Origin of the sequence: Robiginitalea myxolifaciens (assembly GCF_900115205.1) — a bacterium.
In the GTDB taxonomy this organism is placed as follows: Bacteria; Bacteroidota; Bacteroidia; order Flavobacteriales; family Flavobacteriaceae; genus Robiginitalea; species Robiginitalea myxolifaciens.
In genome coordinates this window covers 135,332-151,917 of the sequence record NZ_FOYQ01000001.1, presented here as the reverse complement: position 1 = coordinate 151,917, position 16,586 = coordinate 135,332, and the positions used below count along the sequence as shown (strand labels likewise).

The 16,586-nt window shown below is 47.7% G+C and carries 19 protein-coding genes; 17 read left to right on the top strand and 2 right to left on the bottom strand.

Annotation, left to right across the window (positions count from 1 at the left end; all coding sequences use genetic code 11):
* The first annotated feature begins 16 nt into the window (after positions 1 to 16).
* From BM318_RS00730 to BM318_RS00680, 11 genes are all read left to right on the top strand, one after another.
* Positions 17 to 667, top strand: coding sequence for an HmuY family protein (locus tag BM318_RS00730; protein WP_092979890.1), 651 nt, complete (start codon positions 17 to 19; stop codon positions 665 to 667).
* Between the two features lie 20 nt (positions 668 to 687).
* The gene (locus tag BM318_RS00725; RefSeq protein WP_092979889.1) at positions 688 to 1,134 is read left to right on the top strand and encodes a DoxX family membrane protein; all 447 of its coding nucleotides are present in this window, start codon (positions 688 to 690) and stop codon (positions 1,132 to 1,134) included.
* 121 nt (positions 1,135 to 1,255) lie between these two features.
* On the top strand, positions 1,256 to 2,077 hold the full coding sequence (locus BM318_RS00720; protein WP_092979887.1) for an AraC family transcriptional regulator: 822 nt from the start codon (positions 1,256 to 1,258) through the stop codon (positions 2,075 to 2,077).
* Positions 2,078 to 2,247: 170 nt separating this feature from the next.
* The gene (locus BM318_RS00715) at positions 2,248 to 2,796 is read left to right on the top strand and encodes a carboxymuconolactone decarboxylase family protein (protein ID WP_092979886.1); all 549 of its coding nucleotides are present in this window, start codon (positions 2,248 to 2,250) and stop codon (positions 2,794 to 2,796) included.
* A 43-nt stretch (positions 2,797 to 2,839) separates the two neighbouring features.
* Positions 2,840 to 3,241, top strand: coding sequence for a cupredoxin domain-containing protein (locus BM318_RS00710; protein WP_092979884.1), 402 nt, complete (start codon positions 2,840 to 2,842; stop codon positions 3,239 to 3,241).
* A gap of 191 nt (positions 3,242 to 3,432) precedes the next feature.
* Positions 3,433 to 4,515: a DUF4198 domain-containing protein gene (locus BM318_RS00705; protein WP_245759699.1), complete on the top strand. Its 1,083-nt coding sequence runs from the start codon at positions 3,433 to 3,435 to the stop codon at positions 4,513 to 4,515.
* A gap of 9 nt (positions 4,516 to 4,524) precedes the next feature.
* Positions 4,525 to 5,214, top strand: coding sequence for a HupE/UreJ family protein (locus BM318_RS00700; protein WP_092979881.1), 690 nt, complete (start codon positions 4,525 to 4,527; stop codon positions 5,212 to 5,214).
* Positions 5,215 to 5,293: 79 nt separating this feature from the next.
* The gene (locus tag BM318_RS00695) at positions 5,294 to 5,977 is read left to right on the top strand and encodes a DUF4331 family protein (RefSeq protein ID WP_092979880.1); all 684 of its coding nucleotides are present in this window, start codon (positions 5,294 to 5,296) and stop codon (positions 5,975 to 5,977) included.
* Between the two features lie 20 nt (positions 5,978 to 5,997).
* A complete protein-coding gene (locus tag BM318_RS00690) occupies positions 5,998 to 6,771 on the top strand; it encodes a DUF4331 family protein (protein WP_092979879.1) in 774 nt (257 codons plus the stop codon).
* Positions 6,772 to 6,847: 76 nt separating this feature from the next.
* Positions 6,848 to 8,122: a tetratricopeptide repeat protein gene (locus BM318_RS00685; protein WP_092979877.1), complete on the top strand. Its 1,275-nt coding sequence runs from the start codon at positions 6,848 to 6,850 to the stop codon at positions 8,120 to 8,122.
* Positions 8,123 to 8,251: 129 nt separating this feature from the next.
* The gene (locus BM318_RS00680) at positions 8,252 to 9,037 is read left to right on the top strand and encodes a CPBP family intramembrane glutamic endopeptidase (RefSeq protein ID WP_092979876.1); all 786 of its coding nucleotides are present in this window, start codon (positions 8,252 to 8,254) and stop codon (positions 9,035 to 9,037) included.
* Here the strand turns inward: BM318_RS00680 and BM318_RS00675 are convergent.
* Both BM318_RS00675 and BM318_RS00670 read right to left on the bottom strand, forming a co-directional pair.
* Complete coding sequence (locus tag BM318_RS00675; protein ID WP_092979875.1) at positions 9,005 to 9,520, bottom strand: flavodoxin family protein; 516 nt, start codon at positions 9,518 to 9,520, stop codon at positions 9,005 to 9,007. The two genes, BM318_RS00680 and BM318_RS00675, sit on opposite strands and share 33 nt — an antisense overlap.
* A 345-nt stretch (positions 9,521 to 9,865) precedes the next feature.
* Positions 9,866 to 10,534 (bottom strand): hypothetical protein, encoded by a 669-nt coding sequence (locus BM318_RS00670; protein ID WP_092979874.1) that lies wholly within the window; start codon positions 10,532 to 10,534, stop codon positions 9,866 to 9,868.
* Positions 10,535 to 10,647: 113 nt separating this feature from the next.
* On the opposite strand from BM318_RS00670, the gene BM318_RS00665 reads away from it, so the two are divergent.
* From BM318_RS00665 to BM318_RS00640, 6 genes are all read left to right on the top strand, one after another.
* The gene (locus BM318_RS00665) at positions 10,648 to 11,826 is read left to right on the top strand and encodes a helix-turn-helix domain-containing protein (protein ID WP_092979873.1); all 1,179 of its coding nucleotides are present in this window, start codon (positions 10,648 to 10,650) and stop codon (positions 11,824 to 11,826) included.
* Positions 11,827 to 11,897: 71 nt separating this feature from the next.
* Positions 11,898 to 13,634, top strand: a complete 1,737-nt coding sequence (locus tag BM318_RS00660) for a serine hydrolase domain-containing protein (RefSeq protein WP_092979872.1) — start codon at positions 11,898 to 11,900, stop codon at positions 13,632 to 13,634.
* A 139-nt stretch (positions 13,635 to 13,773) separates the two neighbouring features.
* Entirely contained in the window at positions 13,774 to 14,172 is a 399-nt protein-coding gene (locus BM318_RS00655) for an HYC_CC_PP family protein (protein ID WP_092979870.1), read from the top strand.
* A gap of 93 nt (positions 14,173 to 14,265) precedes the next feature.
* Entirely contained in the window at positions 14,266 to 15,033 is a 768-nt protein-coding gene (locus BM318_RS00650) for a hypothetical protein (protein WP_092979869.1), read from the top strand.
* 17 nt (positions 15,034 to 15,050) lie between these two features.
* A complete protein-coding gene (locus BM318_RS00645; protein WP_092979868.1) occupies positions 15,051 to 15,716 on the top strand; it encodes a heavy-metal-associated domain-containing protein in 666 nt (221 codons plus the stop codon).
* Between the two features lie 7 nt (positions 15,717 to 15,723).
* Positions 15,724 to 16,584, top strand: a complete 861-nt coding sequence (locus BM318_RS00640; RefSeq protein ID WP_177218232.1) for an NHL repeat-containing protein — start codon at positions 15,724 to 15,726, stop codon at positions 16,582 to 16,584.
* Positions 16,585 to 16,586: the final 2 nt, after the last annotated feature.

The following is a 16,586-nucleotide window of genomic DNA, read 5'->3' as shown; positions in this document are numbered from 1 at the left end:
TATATAACTCTTAAAAATGAATACTACCAACAAATTCCTCAGCCTTCTTTTTATATGCGCTACCTTGATTTCTTGCAGTGAGGATAGCATGGATGAATCCGAAACCTTTGAAGTTCTTGATCCTCTCGAAGTCGCTACGGTTCAAAATCTGTTTGCCCCCCAATCCGGTGGCCAGGGGCAGGGCGAGATTGGCGGAGCATTTACCAAATTCAGTTTTGAATCCGGCGCAGTAACAACCAGTGAAACCGAATGGGATATTGCCTTTCGCGGAACTACAATTGCCATTAACGGAGGCGTTTCTACGGGTACTAATGACGAACCGGCACGTAATGGACTCGCTGGAGCTGCCCTGGTTAGCGGTGTTTTTGATGATGTAAACACGGCCGAAGGCTTAACATTTGCCCAGGACGCCGAAGGTGCCTTTGCCATTCCCGCCGGGAGCGATAACGGCTGGTACAATTACAACTTCATGACCAATTTGGTTACCCCTATTCCTGGTGTCATACTGGTAGTTCGGACCCACGATGGCCGCTATGCCAAGGTCGAGATCCTGAGCTATTACGAGGACGCCCCAACCAATCCCGATGGCTTTGCCGATGCCTCCCGTTACTACACCTTCAATTATGTCTTTAACCCGAATGAAGGGGAAGTTTCATTGGCCAACTAGTCGCCTCACACATTAGATTCATGAAAGCAATCAATATTTTATTTGTGATCCTCCGACTGATTTTAGGAGGAATGATGATCTACGGGGGACTCCAAAAATTCAAAGATCCCTCACCGGAACCTATCGAGGTAGTGGAAAAGGCGGCGAAATTTTCGGATCCTGCTAAAGAGAATACCCTGCAAAAAATCCTCTACATCAGCGGGGCCAAACAAACGGGATATTTCTGGCAGGTACTTGGAATATGCGAGATATTGTTCGGTTTACTCTTAATTGTGCAGTATACCGGATTTGTCGGAGCGGTTTTCCTGTTGCCGATTACGCTACATATATTTTTGTTCCACGTATTCCTGGAATCCGATGAGATTCCCGAATTACTGCAGACCGGTGGTTTATTTTTGATCAATATTGCCCTGGTTCTCAAAGAGCGGGATAAATGGAAACAACTGTTGTGGATTAAGCCGGTTTAATCAATCGGCCACAGCTTTGTTATTTTTCAATAGTTTTTACTACAAAGAGCAGGAAACAGATCTTTCCTGCTCTTTGCTTTTGATTGCAGGTATCTTTGGAAGGATCCCATAATTGAACCCCTTGAAATACCTGGGCGCATCCAATGAATTTCTACGGCTCGAAGAATTAGGGCCGGAAGCTGCTGATTTACTCGTTTCTGCTGAGGTCACCAGTGCCCTAACCCTGGTCTGGTTCCTGGACGACAATTCAAGCCTGGAGGTAGACGGCAGTACGATTGCTTTTACAAAGGATCAGGTGGTATTCATAACTGAGTTTCACCGCATCCGTGTCCTGGAAATGGGTAAGGTCCGCCTGCTTCGCTTTAACCGGGCATTTTATTGTATCCTGGACCACGATCACGAAGTGGGATGTAAGGGGATCCTGTTTTTTGGTTCCCGTCAACTCCCCAGCCTCTGCCTTTCGGCTGATGAGCAACGCAAACTACAGATGCTCTTTGAAGTGATCAAAGACGAGCTAAGTTCCCGGGATGGGTTGCAGTTATCCATGCTCCAGTTACTATTAAAGCGCTTGCTTATCCTGTGTACGCGTATATATAAAGACCAGCAAGATTATGAGCCTGTATCCAAGTCGGAACTGGATTTGGTTCGGGAGTATAATTTTTTGGTGGAAAAACACTTTCGCGAGCACCATCAGGTATCGGCCTATGCCGAAATACTCCACAAATCCCCCAAAACGCTTTCCAACCTTTTTTCGGCAACCGATTCCCCGTCCCCCTTACAGGTAATTCACAATCGCATAATGCTGGAAGCCCGCCGATTGCTCCGATACACGGACAAAACGGTCCAGGAAGTGGCCTATGATTTGGGCTTTGAAGACCTCCAAACCTTTAGTCGTTTCTTCAAACGCAACGAGGGAATTTCTCCCAGTGGATATAAGTCCTGAATACCAGCCTGCGCACATTCGTTTCCTCCTGTATCCCCAAAATTGCTGCAATTCTAACCTTTCGGGAAGAATTGACAACATGTCGGGAATTTGCGCCTAACCCTGGCCTGGGAGTGCGCCGCATCTTTGCAGTGTTCATTTAATTATATCACTAATAAATCAATAATATCATGAGTCAATTCACTATCCCAACACGCGAAGAAGTTAGTCCGGCAAACCAGGCGATCTTCGATAACCTGAACAAGAATCTGGGCTTTGTACCCAACCTTTACGCTTATTACGCTAAGAACGAAACAGCCCTGGCCGATTACTTGAGTCTGCAAAATCGTAAATCTACCCTCCGCGCCAAAGAGCGGGAAGTCATCAATTTGGTAGTTAGTCAGATCAATGGATGCCGCTATTGCCAATCGGCGCATACCGCCCTGGGGAAGCTCAATGGGTTTACCGATGAGCAAATCCTGGAAATCCGCACCGGAGAGGCTGCTTTCGATGCAAAATTAGACGCGCTGGCCCGCTTCACCGCCGAGGTAACCCTGAATCGTGGGAATGCAAGCCAGGAGGCAAAAGATGCCTTTTTCAATGCAGGCTATACCGAAGCTAATCTTATCGATGTGGTTATTGTAATCGGGGATAAGGTAATCAGTAATTACATCCACAACCTCGCCGACTTTGCCATCGATTTTCCACTGGCTCCCGAATTGGAAACACAACTTGCATAACGACAAACACGCTTAAAACGATAAACTCATTAAAATTCAGATCATGAAAAATATTTTAAAATCACTTGTAGTATTTGGCGCCCTGTTAATTGCCCAAACCGGGTTAGCCCAGGACAAAATGGCCATGAACTCCAGCATGGAGAAAGCGGCCAAAATCGTGAAACTCACCCAAACCGAAGGGGAGTTCACCACCAAGACCCTGAACCTGGAAGCCGGCAATTATATCTTTGAAATTTCCAATCAGGGTGTGGATCACGAACTTGGATTTGTTCTGGCTCCGAAAGGCAAAACGGACCAGGCGCACCATATCAAAGCAGCCTATGTAAAAAAGACCGTGAATGATGGGGAAAGTTCACAGACCAACATAGTTACCCTGGAAAAAGGGGAATATGTTTACTTCTGTCCCTTGAATCCTACACCCCATTACACGCTTATCGTGGACTAATTCCTGCCACTTATCCAAAAATATCCCCCTTTCACAGGGGGATTTTTGTTTTAAGGGGTCAGCGATTACCTTTGAAAGCATAGCTTGTAATCCACCTCTTTAATCATTTTCAAAGGATGTCTACTACCACCACTAACCTGAAAAGATTCGCGCTCGGTCTTTGCGCCTTAGTCCTATTAACCAGCCACGACATGTTCCTGAAGCTGGATGGCTTCTTCCTGGAACCGGGTACCCCGGCCGAGATTGAGCTTTTCAACGGGACCTTCGAAAAAAGCGAAAATGTCATTACCCGGGATAGAATGCTCGACGTGAGCCTGGTCGGTAATGGCAATCGTATTGCGGTGGATACTGCAGATTGGTACGAAAAGGACAGCGTGACCATCTTGCGGTTTACCTCAGGGGATCCTGGAACCTGGGTAGCAGGCGTATCCACTGCGGCGCGCAATATTGAGATGGCGGCCGAAGATTTTAACAACTACCTGGAGCACGACGGCGTGCTGGATATGATCCAGCAACGAACCGAAAATGGTACCCTGGGGCAGGATGCTGTTGAGAGCTATTCCAAACACGTCAAGACAATCTTCCAGGTTGGGGATTCCCTGACCGAGGACTGGAAAACGGAACTGGGCTACCCCATAGAGTTTGTCCCGCTGGAGAACCCTTACGAAATTCACAAGGGACATCAACTACCGGTAAAGTTGTTGTTTCAGGGAAAACCTTTGGCAAACCAGTTGGTTTACGTGGGTAAAAAGGAGGAAGCAATGGCTCATGGCGATGCCGCTTCTGGAGAACACACCCACGATGATGGGACCACGCATTCCCACGACGAACCTGCAGAGCATACCCACGACGATGGGACCACGCATTCCCACGGTGGAGAAGAGCATTCGCACAACGAGCCTGCGGAACACACCCACGACGACGGGACCACGCATTCCCACGACGATGAAGAAGCACATACCCATACCGAAGGGGTTCAACAGTTGCGTACTAACGATCAGGGTGAACTAACTGTGGAAATCGACGCATCGGGAGTTTGGTACCTGCGTACCATCCACCTGGTAACCGTAGAAGAGGAAGGCCTAACCCACGAATCGAACTGGGCTACGCTCACCTTTGCCATTGGCGAAGGCCACGATCACGCCGCTGAAGCCCACGAGCACGGCGAGGATACGCACAGTCATGAAGATGAAGGCCTGCCTTCCTGGATATTCTGGTTGGGGAGTATTGTACTGGTGCTGATCCTTTTCTTTGTCTTTAACCGCAAAAAGTAGGTGCTCCGCATGCGAATTTCCGAACAGTGTAAAAGGCTCTTATTGCTGGCAGTTTTCCTAGTTCCGGCCCTCGGACTAGCCCATGACGTAAGTTCGGGCGATCAGCAAATCCTGGATCAGGGTGGATTGTGGTCCTACATCTGGGTGGGTGCAAAGCACATGGTCACCGGATATGACCATTTACTGTTCCTGGCCGGGGTAATCTTTTTCCTGACGGGTTTTCGGGATATCCTGAAGTTTATTACCGTTTTTACCATAGGACATAGCATTACGTTAACCGGAGCTACTTATCTCGGGTTACAGGCCAATGAGCATCTTATAGATGCCGTCATTGGAATGAGTGTGCTGTATAAAGGATTTGAAAATTTAGGGGGATTCGAAAAGGTTTTCAAAACGAAATCTCCGAATCTCTTATTCATGGTCTTTGTATTCGGGCTTATCCACGGCTTCGGACTTTCCACCCGCCTGCAATCCTTTGCCATGGGCAGCGAAGATTTGCTCGCCAAGATCCTGAGTTTTAACCTCGGGGTAGAATTGGGACAGGTTGCTGCACTAATTCCTATCATTTTCCTGATCGATCGCTGGCGTAAATTCGATAGTTATTCGGCTTTCTTCAAAGCGGCGAATGTTTATCTGGTTATTGCAGGAATCGGGCTCACGGCCTACCAACTCTACGGTTACTTCTCCGGGGCACATTAAATTCCAAAAGTTTTTTCAGCAAAACCAAACCTTCTGGTTTTGATCTCGTAGGTAAGGGTAAACAATTAAAATCCTTACAATGAGAAAATCGACTAAAACAATTATCGGGGCTGGTCTCCTGGTAGTGGCTACTGGAATATTTGTAGCCGCCGACCACATCGACGCCCCGGACTCCATGGGCACCACTGCAGATATTGCAGACTACTTTGCCTTTGAACCTGCAGCCGGCTCGGACAACACCGTTTTTTTGGTAGACCTCCAATCCGACGTACTACCTGAACTCGCTTATGGGACATTCGACGAGGATGTGCTTACCGAAATCAACATTGACACTGATGACGACCTGGTAGAAGATTTAGTGATCCAGGCGATCCCCCGCGACGGCCGGATGTACTTTTTTGGACCGGTTGCTCCTTCGAGTACCGGGCTCAGCAGCCAGGTAGCCACTGATTCCCCACTGGGTAATGTAGAGATATCGGTAGGCACTGCGATCGTCGAAACTACTGCGAATGGCGTTTCCTTATTTGCCGGACCGCGACAGGATCCCTTTTACTTTGATTTCTTCCGCTTCAATGAGGTGGTTGCGCCCAGCCCGGAAGACAACTCGGGCTTTAACAACCCAGGTATGGACACCTTTGATGGGGCCAATACCATGACCATTGCGGTGGAAATCCCAAACAGCCTGTTAGGGGAAACGACAGCCACAAACGTATTGGGAATTCCGGTCTATAAGACCTGGGTCACCACAAACAGAAGACAATAAGAAATCTAAAATAGAAACAGATGAAATTTTACAATATAAAATACGCACTATCGACCTTGGCACTGGTAGCCTTACTGGCTTCCTGCAGCAATGACGATGATGAGATTATGCAACCCGGCGAGCCCATGGCCACTTGTAACGATGGCACCATGAATGGCGATGAAACCGGAATTGACTGCGGCGGTTCCTGCACCCCGTGTGAGACTATGGGAATGGACCCGGATTTTTCAGGCACCTTCGTGCAAGTCGATTTTATGGGCCGTCCCGGAATCAATACGGTATTCAGCGCAACGGGAGAGCTTAAGAACCAGCACAATACCAGTATCCCTTCCGAAATGGGCATGCTGTTCCAGGCAAATTTCGAAGCCCAACTCGAAGGTTTGCACGATGCCTATGCGGTAGCCTTAGGACTTACTGCTGCCGACGTGGATTACCAACCCAACATCCTCGGGGATATCCTCAATGGACCGGCGGACGATGGGTTTACCAATAACCCGGTTTCGGCTACGGTTTTGACTACCGTGCTGGCCAGCGATGTACTGGAAGTAGCTCCGGATGTGCCGACAACCTATTTTAACCCGGGAAATGGCGCCCCGAATTATGAAGGAGCTGTTGGCCTTACCGGACGTACCCCGCAAGACGATGTAATCGATGTAAGCCTGATCCTGCTTTTCGGAGGAGGTGATGGCGCCCGTTTTAACGGAGAAGGCGGTTTACCGCTACTGGTTACGGATGGCGTAAGCCTCACCGCCACCATTTCTGATACCTTCCCTTACCTGGGCAACCCGGAATAAATAATTGCTGTGAAAAAGCGAAGGGAGTGGGCAATGCCCCCGCCTGCTCCCTTTTTAATCAACAAAAGACAACCCAATGAAATTTTCAATCTCAGTTTTCATTTCCATCCTCCTGCTTTCCTGCCAGGGGGAACCAAACTTTACTTCCAACCCCGCAGATTACAACGATTACCTCGCGGCTGAACGTCCACAAACCACCTCCCGGTACTTTGAATTGTGGAATTCCAAGATCACGCCCGATAGTCTGGAGACCCTAAGTTTTGCAGTAGTTTCCGGAGAATACAACCGCTATTTTCAGGCCACAGGAAAGGTCGAATACCTGAAAAAAGCGGAGCAGGCCCTGGAGCGAGCTGTTGAGGTCGCCAATATCGATAAGGAGGCTTATATCCGTTCCCTGGCGCGTAATTATATAAGCCAGCATCGCTTCCCCGAAGCCCTGGAACTGGCCCATAAAGCCAATGACCTGTATCCCGGGTCCAAGGAAAATCGCGCCTTGCTTTTTGACGTGCACATGGAATTGGGGAATTACGATGAGGCCAAAAGAAATCTGGACAGTATCCAGAACATGTCCGACTTCGGATATCTGATTCGCAATGCCAAGTGGAATGATTATCGCGGCGATCTGGACACCACCATTCGTTTTATGGAAAAGGCCCTTGCCCGCGCGGAATCTTCGGGCAAGCGGAGTCTGCAGCTTTGGTCGTACACCAACCTGGCTGATTATTACGGACATGCAGGCCGCATCCAGGATTCTTATGAGTTTTATCTGAAAGCCCTGGAAATAGATCCTCAGAATGCCTATGCCAAAAAAGGAATCGCCTGGATCTTATTTTCCTACGAACGCAAACCACAGGAGGCCATGCGAATTCTCGATGCTATAGATCAGGGATATCAATCTCCGGATTTATGGTTGTTACGCGCTGAAATTGCTGAGTTCATGGGAAATATCCCCGAAAGCAAAGACTACATGTTTAAATTCCACAAGGCGGCTGACCATCCGGCATACGGGGTAATGTACAACGTCCCCGAAGTAGATTATTACCTGGAGGAACTATCAGATTACGATAAGGCCTTTGAGTTAGCGGCAGAAGAGGTATCCAATCGGCCTACCCCGGAATCTTATGAATTACTGGCCAGGGTTTTGCTCAAGCAAGGGCAAAAGCAACAGGCTCTTGTTCTGGTAAGGGACAATATTCTGGGCAAAACTCATGAACCTGGGATTTTGCTTACGGCCGCAGAAATTTTAAATGCCACGGGAAATCACAAAGAAGCACTGGTTCTGAAAGAGGAATTGGAAGGTGCCGTTTACGAACTCGGCCCTGCTTCTGAAAGAAAGATTCGCAGCCTTTAGGGTTTGCGATTCTTGTTAGATTGATTGTTGTTGGTTGTACCCCGGGAATTTTCCCGGGGTTTTTTATTGTTTCAGGCAGCCTTATCTTAGAAGTTTACGTCTATACCTATAGCCACTAAACTTCCGGATATGAAAAAGCCACTTGTAGTAATCCTCATTACCCTCCTGACTTTTGCATTGTACTATATCCTGGACGAAATGTATTTCGGGGAGCTGCGATTTTGGTTGCTGGAACTAACAGGACAACTGGGGCTAAGCCATAACCTCACGTATTTACTATCCGGATTACCGCTGTATATAGCGATCCAGTTTTTGTTCCCGAAATACAGCCTGCTCCGGAATTTCGGTTTGGATCAGTCTGTGCTGCGGGCGTTGGTTTTTGCTTTGATCTGCACCTTGCCCATGTTTTTGGGTTTTGGCTTTACCATGGCGTTCAATGAGGATTTAGGGGTGGATAAGTTCCTGATAACGGTGGTAGCGGCCGGATTTTTCGAAGAATTATTTTTCAGGGGATTTCTGTTTGGTAACCTCTATCGGGGTACCCGTTTGGGCTTTATCCCTTCAGTCTTCTTAGGGGCCTTGCTTTTTGGTTTGGTCCACCTTTACCAAAGCAGCGAAATTTCCGAGCTTATAGGAATATTCCTGGTTACCTTTTTGGGGGGATTCTTATTCGCCTGGGTCTATGTGGAATGGGGCTTTAATCTTTGGGTTGCGATCTTCCTCCACGCCTTTATGAATCTGGCCTGGGATCTTTTTGATGTGAGTTCCAATGCCCTGGGCGACGTTTACCCCAACATATTCCGACTCATAACGATTGCCCTTGTTATTGGGGGCACAATTGGCTATAAAAGGTTCAGGGGCATTCCCCTTGCAATCAACCGATCAAATCTCTTCCTTAAACCGGCTGCAAAATGAATTCAACCTGGCGATAACAGGCTCGGGTAAAGCCCCATTTTCCACCCAGCCATGCACATTTGAAGTATAGGTCATCCCCAGGTATTTGGCCGATTCCTGAAAAGGCATCAAAAATCCGTCTTTGAGTTCGTGTTCGGAGGCACTACTTATGACGGCAATGCGCTTCCCTCGAAGTTGTCGGCCAGTTTCCTTGTGGATTCTGATCAGGTCCGAAAAGCGGTCAAAGAAACGCTTCATGATAGCGCTCATACTATACCAGTAAACGGGGGTGGCAAAAATTAGGGTGTCGTAATTCTCAATGATTTCGGAGATCAGGGGGAAGAAATCATCGTCCTGATTCTGATAATTGTAGTCGTAGTCGCCGAAATTCTTTTCATTGAGTTTGATCAGGGGAATTTCCAGTTGCTCAGCCACATAATTGGCCAGTAAGAAGGTTTCCCCGTCGCCTCGTGCGCTTCCCAGTATAATTACACTTCGATTCATATGTCTGTATAACACCTTTGAAATTTCAGTGCAAAGATACTGGGAAAGTTAAGGTCCTGCTGTGGCTAACGCACGGTTTTTAGCAGGCATTTTAGTAAACGTAGTTTCGGGACTCAGTCCAGCGAATGCGTTTGCTGTTTTTAAAGCTTGAGAAATACGTAAATCTTCGGTTTTCTGTTGGTGTAATGCTTTTAAAAGTTTTCATGACTGTTGTTTTTTGATTGACAATTGATTGATGATTACAGGACAAACATATAACAGGCATTAACCTCTGGAAAAGAAGAAGGAGTGGATTGTCGGTTTCCCGGGATGAATTGTTAAATAAACGGAATAGGGGTGTGGTGTTTATTGATTTCCCTTCAGGTATTTCAGTCGGCTTTGTTGCTCAGTCAGGCGAATTCGCGCTTCTTCAAGGGCCTTCAATTTCTCTTCCATAGCAGTCTGCATTTCAGTGATTGATTCCTCGAGGGAAGTAATCTCCTCCTGGGCTTCGGTAATCTCTTCTTCCAGGTCTTTGGTATTTTCCTCCAATTCCTCAATGGATTCTTCCGTCTCTGCTATTTTCTCCCGTTGCATCTTTGGGACCACAGTAGCTATGAACTCCTTAAGTATACCTTCCAGAATCTTAAATTCTTTCTTGTAGCCTTTATTCCCCAGGTAAATGTCGTATCCGGGGGCTGCAAATACAACCATCTGGGAACCGTATTGTGTTGCAGTCACTTCAGTGTAGAAATCGAGTTCTTTTGCCGAAAGTTTTTTAAATACTACTTCCTCGGCACTGAGCAACTCTTTGTTCGCAAACAACCCCATTCCCCGTAACTTCACATCGTACTTATCCTTAAGGAAATCTATCCAAGCCTCCTTTAATGGGTCAGGGGAGGGTGCCAGTTCTACCCGCCAAGCAGGCCGAAGCTTATCGCGATGTTCGAATTGCGATCGTTCCGGGCGTATTTGCTGGCTAAATCCTGAGGTTATAAAAAAGGTAAGTAATAGCGTATATAATATTTTTTGCATTTATTTAACTTATTGATTTACAATAATATAGCAAATTTCATTGGACTATGCAAGTCTAAAAAAACCTATATTCCCAATGAATAAACCACATCCTAGAATTCTAGCTTGCCTCGATGCTTTTTAATTTTAACCCAAAAAGTGTACTCCTGCTTATCTTTTTTGCCCATGGCATGCTCTATGCACTGCTTCTGTCGGGCCGCTACTGGCGATTAGGGGAGAAGGCAAGTGGGTGGTTATCGGGCTTTGTTTTTCTATGCGCCCTTTATCTGGTTCCTTTTATGTTGGGCTACGCCGGCTGGTATGCCCATGATGGGTACCGTGAAACGCTCTACTTTATTCCTTTTCAACAAGTACTTCTTCTTGGTCCGGTGCTCTTCTTTTATTTGAGAAGCTTATTGTTTCCCGGCAGGACTTTTACCCGGAAGGATTGGGTTCATTTCCTCCCGGCCTTTCTTTATCTCGGCTATAGCCTGATTGTATTTGTTTACGATGTTTTTGTGGTGGATACTTATTATTTCTATGCGGATGGAAGGGATAAGGATCTTAAGTTCTGGTATCAGGCGCTGGGTTGGATTTCGCTGGTCTATTATTTATTGGAGTCCCTTCGACGCTACCGGAATTACCGCAAGCAAACCGAGCAGTGGGTGAGTTACGCCGATGCGATCCGCAGGAACTGGGTCCGAATCCTTTTACTGGCTTTTTTGATCCTGCTTGCCCTGCGACTACTTTTCTTTGTACTCAATCCGGAGTGGGACGAGTTCGGCAGGAAGTTTTGGTACTACATCTGCTTTTCGGGACTTTTCCTCTTCCTTTCCGTTGCGGGATATTCTCACGCCCTCAAAAGTGCAGCTCTGCCACTGGTCAGTGCTTCTCAAGCATTGATGCGGCTTCCCGACAGCGAAGAAGAAAAGACACCGGGCAGTGGCATGGGTAAATTACCTGAAGGAGAACTTTCCAACTTAAAAACCAGGATAGAACAGGCCTTGCAGGGCCCATCTGGCATACATGATCCGGAATTAAACCTCGCTGGTCTGGCAGAAATCCTGGGGGAATCGCCCCGTCAGGTATCTGCAGCGATCAATCAGGGGTTTCAAACGAATTTCAACGACCTGGTGAACCGGTTTCGGGTAGACTCCGTGCAGGAGCAGCTGCGTGCCGGGAAGCAGGATCAAATGACCTTACTCGGGATCGCCTTGGAATGTGGTTTTAACTCCAAAGCAACGTTTAATCGGGCCTTTAAAAAACACACAGGCCTGAGCCCAGCCGAGTGGATCCGCAAAAACCTGCCCTGAAAAGGTCTCAAAACTTGATTTGAGACGCCTGGTGTGGTTAATCCGTGCACCTTTACGGAAAATTACACCCGATGAGAATCAGAATTTTGCTTACCCTGAGTTTACTATTCAGTTATTACCTGGCTGCTGTATATGCCCAACAAACCCCTACCAATTACCCTGGGCAGGACGAGCTCCAAAACTGGCTCGAGGAGAAATACCTGGATACGGTTCCCGGAATCGCCGTGGGAATTGTGAAGGACGGGGAAGTTTACTTTGAAGGGTATGCGGGCATGGCCAACCTGGAGCACCAGGTACCGGTGGCAGATTCCACCTGTTTTAATATTGCCTCGGTAGCCAAACAGTTTACAGCGCTCTGCGTGCTTCAGCTTATCCTGGATAAAAAATTGAATCTCGATGATGATCTGCGAAAGTTCCTCCCGGATTTCTATGCTGAGAATCCTAATCCAATCGAGATCCGGCATTTGTTGGCGCATACCAGCGGAGTACGAGATCTCTATGAATTACTAAGTCTGGAAGGTCGTCCCTGGTGGGCACGAGTGGGGTATGATATGGGGGATGCACTGGAACTCTTAGGGGCGCAAAAGACCCTGAATGATACCCCTGGAACCAACTACCGGTATAGCAATTCGGGCTACCTGTTACTCACTCAGGTTGTTGAGCAGGTCAGTGGCCAGACCTTTCCCGAGTACTCAGCCGCGTTATTTAATCGTCTCGGAATGCCTGATACCCGATTTCAGACCAATTACATGACTGTAATGCCAAATAAAGCGCTTCCCTACAACGATTGGGGGGATGGCATTTGGAAGCAGTATCCGATGGTGGTCGAACTCTATGGAGACGGATTCCTCTATACTACCTTGCGCGACCAATTGCGCTTTGAGCAGCTCCTACAAGTCCAGGCCGGCAGTTTTGGCGGACTCCTAGTGGAAAGTCAAAAGCCCATTCCCGGCAGTGTTATCAATAGTTATGGCTTCGGTTTGGAACTGAACACCTGGGAAGGGATGTCGGTTGTGGAACATGAAGGGGCAACCGGCGCCTACGGGGCACACACCTTGCGTATACCTGAATTGGACCTGTCTGTGGTGGTGATGAAGAGTAATGGGAATTACTGGGCACGCGCACTCGCCAGGGATTTGGCCAGGATGTTTATGCCCGGATCAGGGGAGGCTCAGAAATCAGAAGCGGGATCAAACGCCATGGCAGCTCAGGGAGAAGGTGCTTCTTCCGTTAGGATTAAGGAAAGCTTGCTATCCGAACTTCCTGCACGCTACCTGCTGGAGGACGGCTTAACCTTTATTGAGATTACGCGAAAAGACGGCGAGTTATATAGGGAGATTGAAGGCAGGGATTCGGTACGGCTTTTACCGCTATCCAAAAAGCCTGTAAAAGCTAAGGGTCGCGGCGGAGCGGCTCTTCAAGAATTGGCGTTTGTCTATGAAACGGTCCCGGATTTGAAGATGGTATTTCTTTGGGAAGAAGACCGGGTGATAGGATTTGAGTTGCGCCAGGAAGGATTGGGCCCCCGTCCGGCACAGCGGTTGGAAGCCCCAAGAAAGAATAAGCCCATTGCCGTACGACCCGGTACCTATTACAACGAAGAATTGGAGATCTCTTTCCAACTCGCTTATTCGGATAATTCCATGATCCTGACCTATGAAGGGAATACGCTGCCCTTACAGCAAAAAGCCGATGGGCTTTGGGCCGGAGGAGAATATCTCTTACGAGCGGATTGCGACGGCTTCGAGGGGTGTTCCCGCTTACTTCTCGACACCGGGCGTATGCGGAATATTGTATTCAGTAGGTAGGAAGATTATGTGCTTGAAGTTCGCGCATTTTTGGCGCGCGCAGCTTCAATATTATGGCGGTCTTTTCGTTCTATTGTTATTTCTTAATCTTCTCTTAATTAGGAGGGAGTATAGCGCTTTTTCTTAATTTTGCTGAGCAATGAAAGCATTGGCTACAAAGTTCGGGGCAATTGTAATGTCCTTTTTACTGCTGTTCTCCACCCTTTCTTTTTCGGTGGACATGCATTTTTGTGGCCACTCCCTGGTAGACGTTGCGCTATTCGATGAGGCTAGTGACTGTGGCATGTCTCAGTATGCCGATCTCATGGATAGTTTCGGCTGTTGTTCCGATAAGGAAATAGTAGTCGATGGGCAGGACGACCTGCAAGCCATAGCCAAATGGCAACCTGAGGTACCTCCGGCTTTTGTGGCTCCTAGGATCTTGGGACTCGTCAGTGAAGCAGTGATTACTGAGCAGGACCTGAGCATTCCACCTGAATATTCACCACCCCCCTTGATATCGGATCTCCCGATAGTCTTTCAGCAATTTCGAATTTGATTTGAGTTTTTCGCAACGGGCCCGTGAATGCCCTGTTGCCAGTGTATGAATATGGCGAATTGCCACGTACAAGAAACAAACTCAAAATCAATTATGAAGACACAATTAAGCATTGCTTTTATTATGATCGGCATTTTAGGCGCCCTGGCCCAGGGACCTCCTATTACCGCCGATAAGCCTATAATGTTAGGCGCCAAAAGTTTTACGACTAAAACACTAATGGAATTCCGCAATACCGAGCGCGGAAGTTTCAGTTACATTCCTTTGATGTTGCACTATCTTCCAACAGCGAATTCGCTGGTGGCCGTTCATTTACCGTATATCGGCTATGACATTGACGGTGGAGCCAGCGGAAGTGGCCTGGCGGATATTAAGATCTTAGGTAAATATCAGTTTTTGCGAAAGGACGCTACGGGGAAAACCTTTCGCCTGGTAGCCAAGACGGTTCAGACCTTGCCAACGGGGGAGGAACTGGACCTTATGGAGCTTAGTACTGGGATCTACCAGGGGTATTACGGAATTGTCGCGGGTTATGAAACGCTCAAGTACGGGATTTCAAACGAAGTGGGATACAACTGGATGCCCGACGGAACCCTGGACGAATTTCGCTATAAATTGGGATTCGGATTGCCCTTACTGAAACCGCAATATCCTAACAAACAGATCAATCTGTACTTTGAGTACACCAACTCCTGGCTTACAGAGCGCGACTGGTATATGTTGCTCTACGCTCAGGGGATTCAATACGCCCGTAAAAACGTAACCTTTGATCTTTCTGTCCAGGTACCCCTGGTCAATGATGTTCCCGACGAAAGACAATTCAGATACAGTCTGTTTCTGGGGACCCGGTACACATTTTAATTTAAAAAAATACAATCATGAAAAATATACAGCTAAAACAATGGGGTAAAGCCATATTCCTTGCCCTCGTAATATTCGGAGCTCAGGCTGCTACGGCCCAGAAAGCTATGGATCAATTTAAAATCCAGGTCGACGGACTTGGATGCCCCTTCTGCGCCTATGGATTGGAGAAGAAATTCAAGGAATTCAAGGGGATTAAACAAGTCGCTATCGATATCGAAACCGGAAATTTCACTTTCGAATATCCTGCCGAAAAAGCGTTAACCCTCGAAGCGGTAGTTAAGCAGGTAGAAAAGGCGGGATATACGCCAGTTACCACTATGATAACACGAGCCGATGGACAAGTCGAAGAATCTGGAGGCGAATTGGCCTCCGGGAATTCGGGGAGTATGGACAACGGAGAAACCGTGGCTTCGCAGGCAACACTAAAAGTAGCCGGGAATTGTGAAATGTGTCAGGCGCGCATCGAAAAGGCCGCCAAATCGATAGCCGGGGTAACCGCGGCATCCTGGGATAAAAAGACCAAAATATTGACGCTGGACTGGACTGGAAAAGAGAATCCACTGGATCAGGTTTCTCAGCAAATAGCGGCTGTAGGACACGATACGGAGAAACACAAGGCTGCGCAGGAGACTTATGAAGGGTTGCCGGCGTGTTGCTACTATGAACGTATTCAAGACTAATCGCCTTATGAAAAACTTGAAAAAGAGTAGTCTGGCAATATTGTTGCCAGGATTGTTGTTTTTTGGACTTATGGGGTGTCAGCAAGAAGACGTCCCGCACGAGTGGCAGTTGGTACGAACCATTGCCTTGGATAGTATTAATCCAATAGGTCTTGCGGAATCGAACGGAAAGATCTGGTTGAGCGATGGCGACCACAATAGGGTAGTGCTTTACGACCTCACTTCCGGCCCGGTTCGGGTAGTGGACGGTCTGGACAGGCCTATGCACATTGCTGCGGTTTCCGAATCGCTTTTCGTACCTCAGTATGGAAACGATAAGGTCGAGGAAATTGGAGCAACTGGTCGTAAAGAAATGATACTGCCTGATTCGCTGGATGCGCCGGCTGGGGTGGACGTTTTAGGAAATCAGCAGGCTATTGCGGATTTCTACAATAATCGCATCCTCTTTTTTGACGGGAACGAGTGGATCGTTTTTGGAAAGGAAGGGAAGGCCGCTGGCGAATTTTACTATCCAACCGATGTGCAGCTAACCGAAACGGAGATCTATGTCGCAGACGCCTATAACCATCGGATTCAGGTTTTCGATAAAGCAGGCAAACCGCTGAGGATGTTTGGCAAGGAGGATAAAATGAATGCGACTACGGGAATTTTTGTAGGTCCTGAGGCCGTTTTTGCTACAGATTTCGAAAATGACCGTGTCCTGGTTTACAGCCCGGGGGGAGAACGCCTTCAGATTCTGGAGGAGGGTATTGAGAAACCCACCGATATGATCCAACTCCAAGACAAACTCTATATCGCCAATTATCGAAAGGCAGAGTTGTTGGAATATGGTTGGTTACCTGTAAAAACTACGCCCGAGAAGCAGTAACT

Excerpts from the sequence above, each read along its gene's own strand:
- BM318_RS00730 (WP_092979890.1), top strand. The coding sequence starts at position 17 with ATGAATACTACCAACAAATTCCTCAGCCTTCTTTTTATATGCGCTACC.
- BM318_RS00725 (WP_092979889.1), top strand. The coding sequence starts at position 688 with ATGAAAGCAATCAATATTTTATTTGTGATCCTCCGACTGATTTTAGGA.
- BM318_RS00715 (WP_092979886.1), top strand. The coding sequence starts at position 2,248 with ATGAGTCAATTCACTATCCCAACACGCGAAGAAGTTAGTCCGGCAAAC.
- BM318_RS00710 (WP_092979884.1), top strand. The coding sequence starts at position 2,840 with ATGAAAAATATTTTAAAATCACTTGTAGTATTTGGCGCCCTGTTAATT.
- BM318_RS00705 (WP_245759699.1), top strand. The coding sequence starts at position 3,433 with ATGTTCCTGAAGCTGGATGGCTTCTTCCTGGAACCGGGTACCCCGGCC.
- BM318_RS00700 (WP_092979881.1), top strand. The coding sequence starts at position 4,525 with ATGCGAATTTCCGAACAGTGTAAAAGGCTCTTATTGCTGGCAGTTTTC.
- BM318_RS00695 (WP_092979880.1), top strand. The coding sequence starts at position 5,294 with ATGAGAAAATCGACTAAAACAATTATCGGGGCTGGTCTCCTGGTAGTG.
- BM318_RS00690 (WP_092979879.1), top strand. The coding sequence starts at position 5,998 with ATGAAATTTTACAATATAAAATACGCACTATCGACCTTGGCACTGGTA.
- BM318_RS00685 (WP_092979877.1), top strand. The coding sequence starts at position 6,848 with ATGAAATTTTCAATCTCAGTTTTCATTTCCATCCTCCTGCTTTCCTGC.
- BM318_RS00680 (WP_092979876.1), top strand. The coding sequence starts at position 8,252 with ATGAAAAAGCCACTTGTAGTAATCCTCATTACCCTCCTGACTTTTGCA.
- BM318_RS00675 (WP_092979875.1), bottom strand. The coding sequence starts at position 9,520 with ATGAATCGAAGTGTAATTATACTGGGAAGCGCACGAGGCGACGGGGAA.
- BM318_RS00670 (WP_092979874.1), bottom strand. The coding sequence starts at position 10,534 with ATGCAAAAAATATTATATACGCTATTACTTACCTTTTTTATAACCTCA.
- BM318_RS00665 (WP_092979873.1), top strand. The coding sequence starts at position 10,648 with ATGCTTTTTAATTTTAACCCAAAAAGTGTACTCCTGCTTATCTTTTTT.
- BM318_RS00660 (WP_092979872.1), top strand. The coding sequence starts at position 11,898 with ATGAGAATCAGAATTTTGCTTACCCTGAGTTTACTATTCAGTTATTAC.
- BM318_RS00655 (WP_092979870.1), top strand. The coding sequence starts at position 13,774 with ATGAAAGCATTGGCTACAAAGTTCGGGGCAATTGTAATGTCCTTTTTA.
- BM318_RS00650 (WP_092979869.1), top strand. The coding sequence starts at position 14,266 with ATGAAGACACAATTAAGCATTGCTTTTATTATGATCGGCATTTTAGGC.
- BM318_RS00645 (WP_092979868.1), top strand. The coding sequence starts at position 15,051 with ATGAAAAATATACAGCTAAAACAATGGGGTAAAGCCATATTCCTTGCC.
- BM318_RS00640 (WP_177218232.1), top strand. The coding sequence starts at position 15,724 with ATGAAAAACTTGAAAAAGAGTAGTCTGGCAATATTGTTGCCAGGATTG.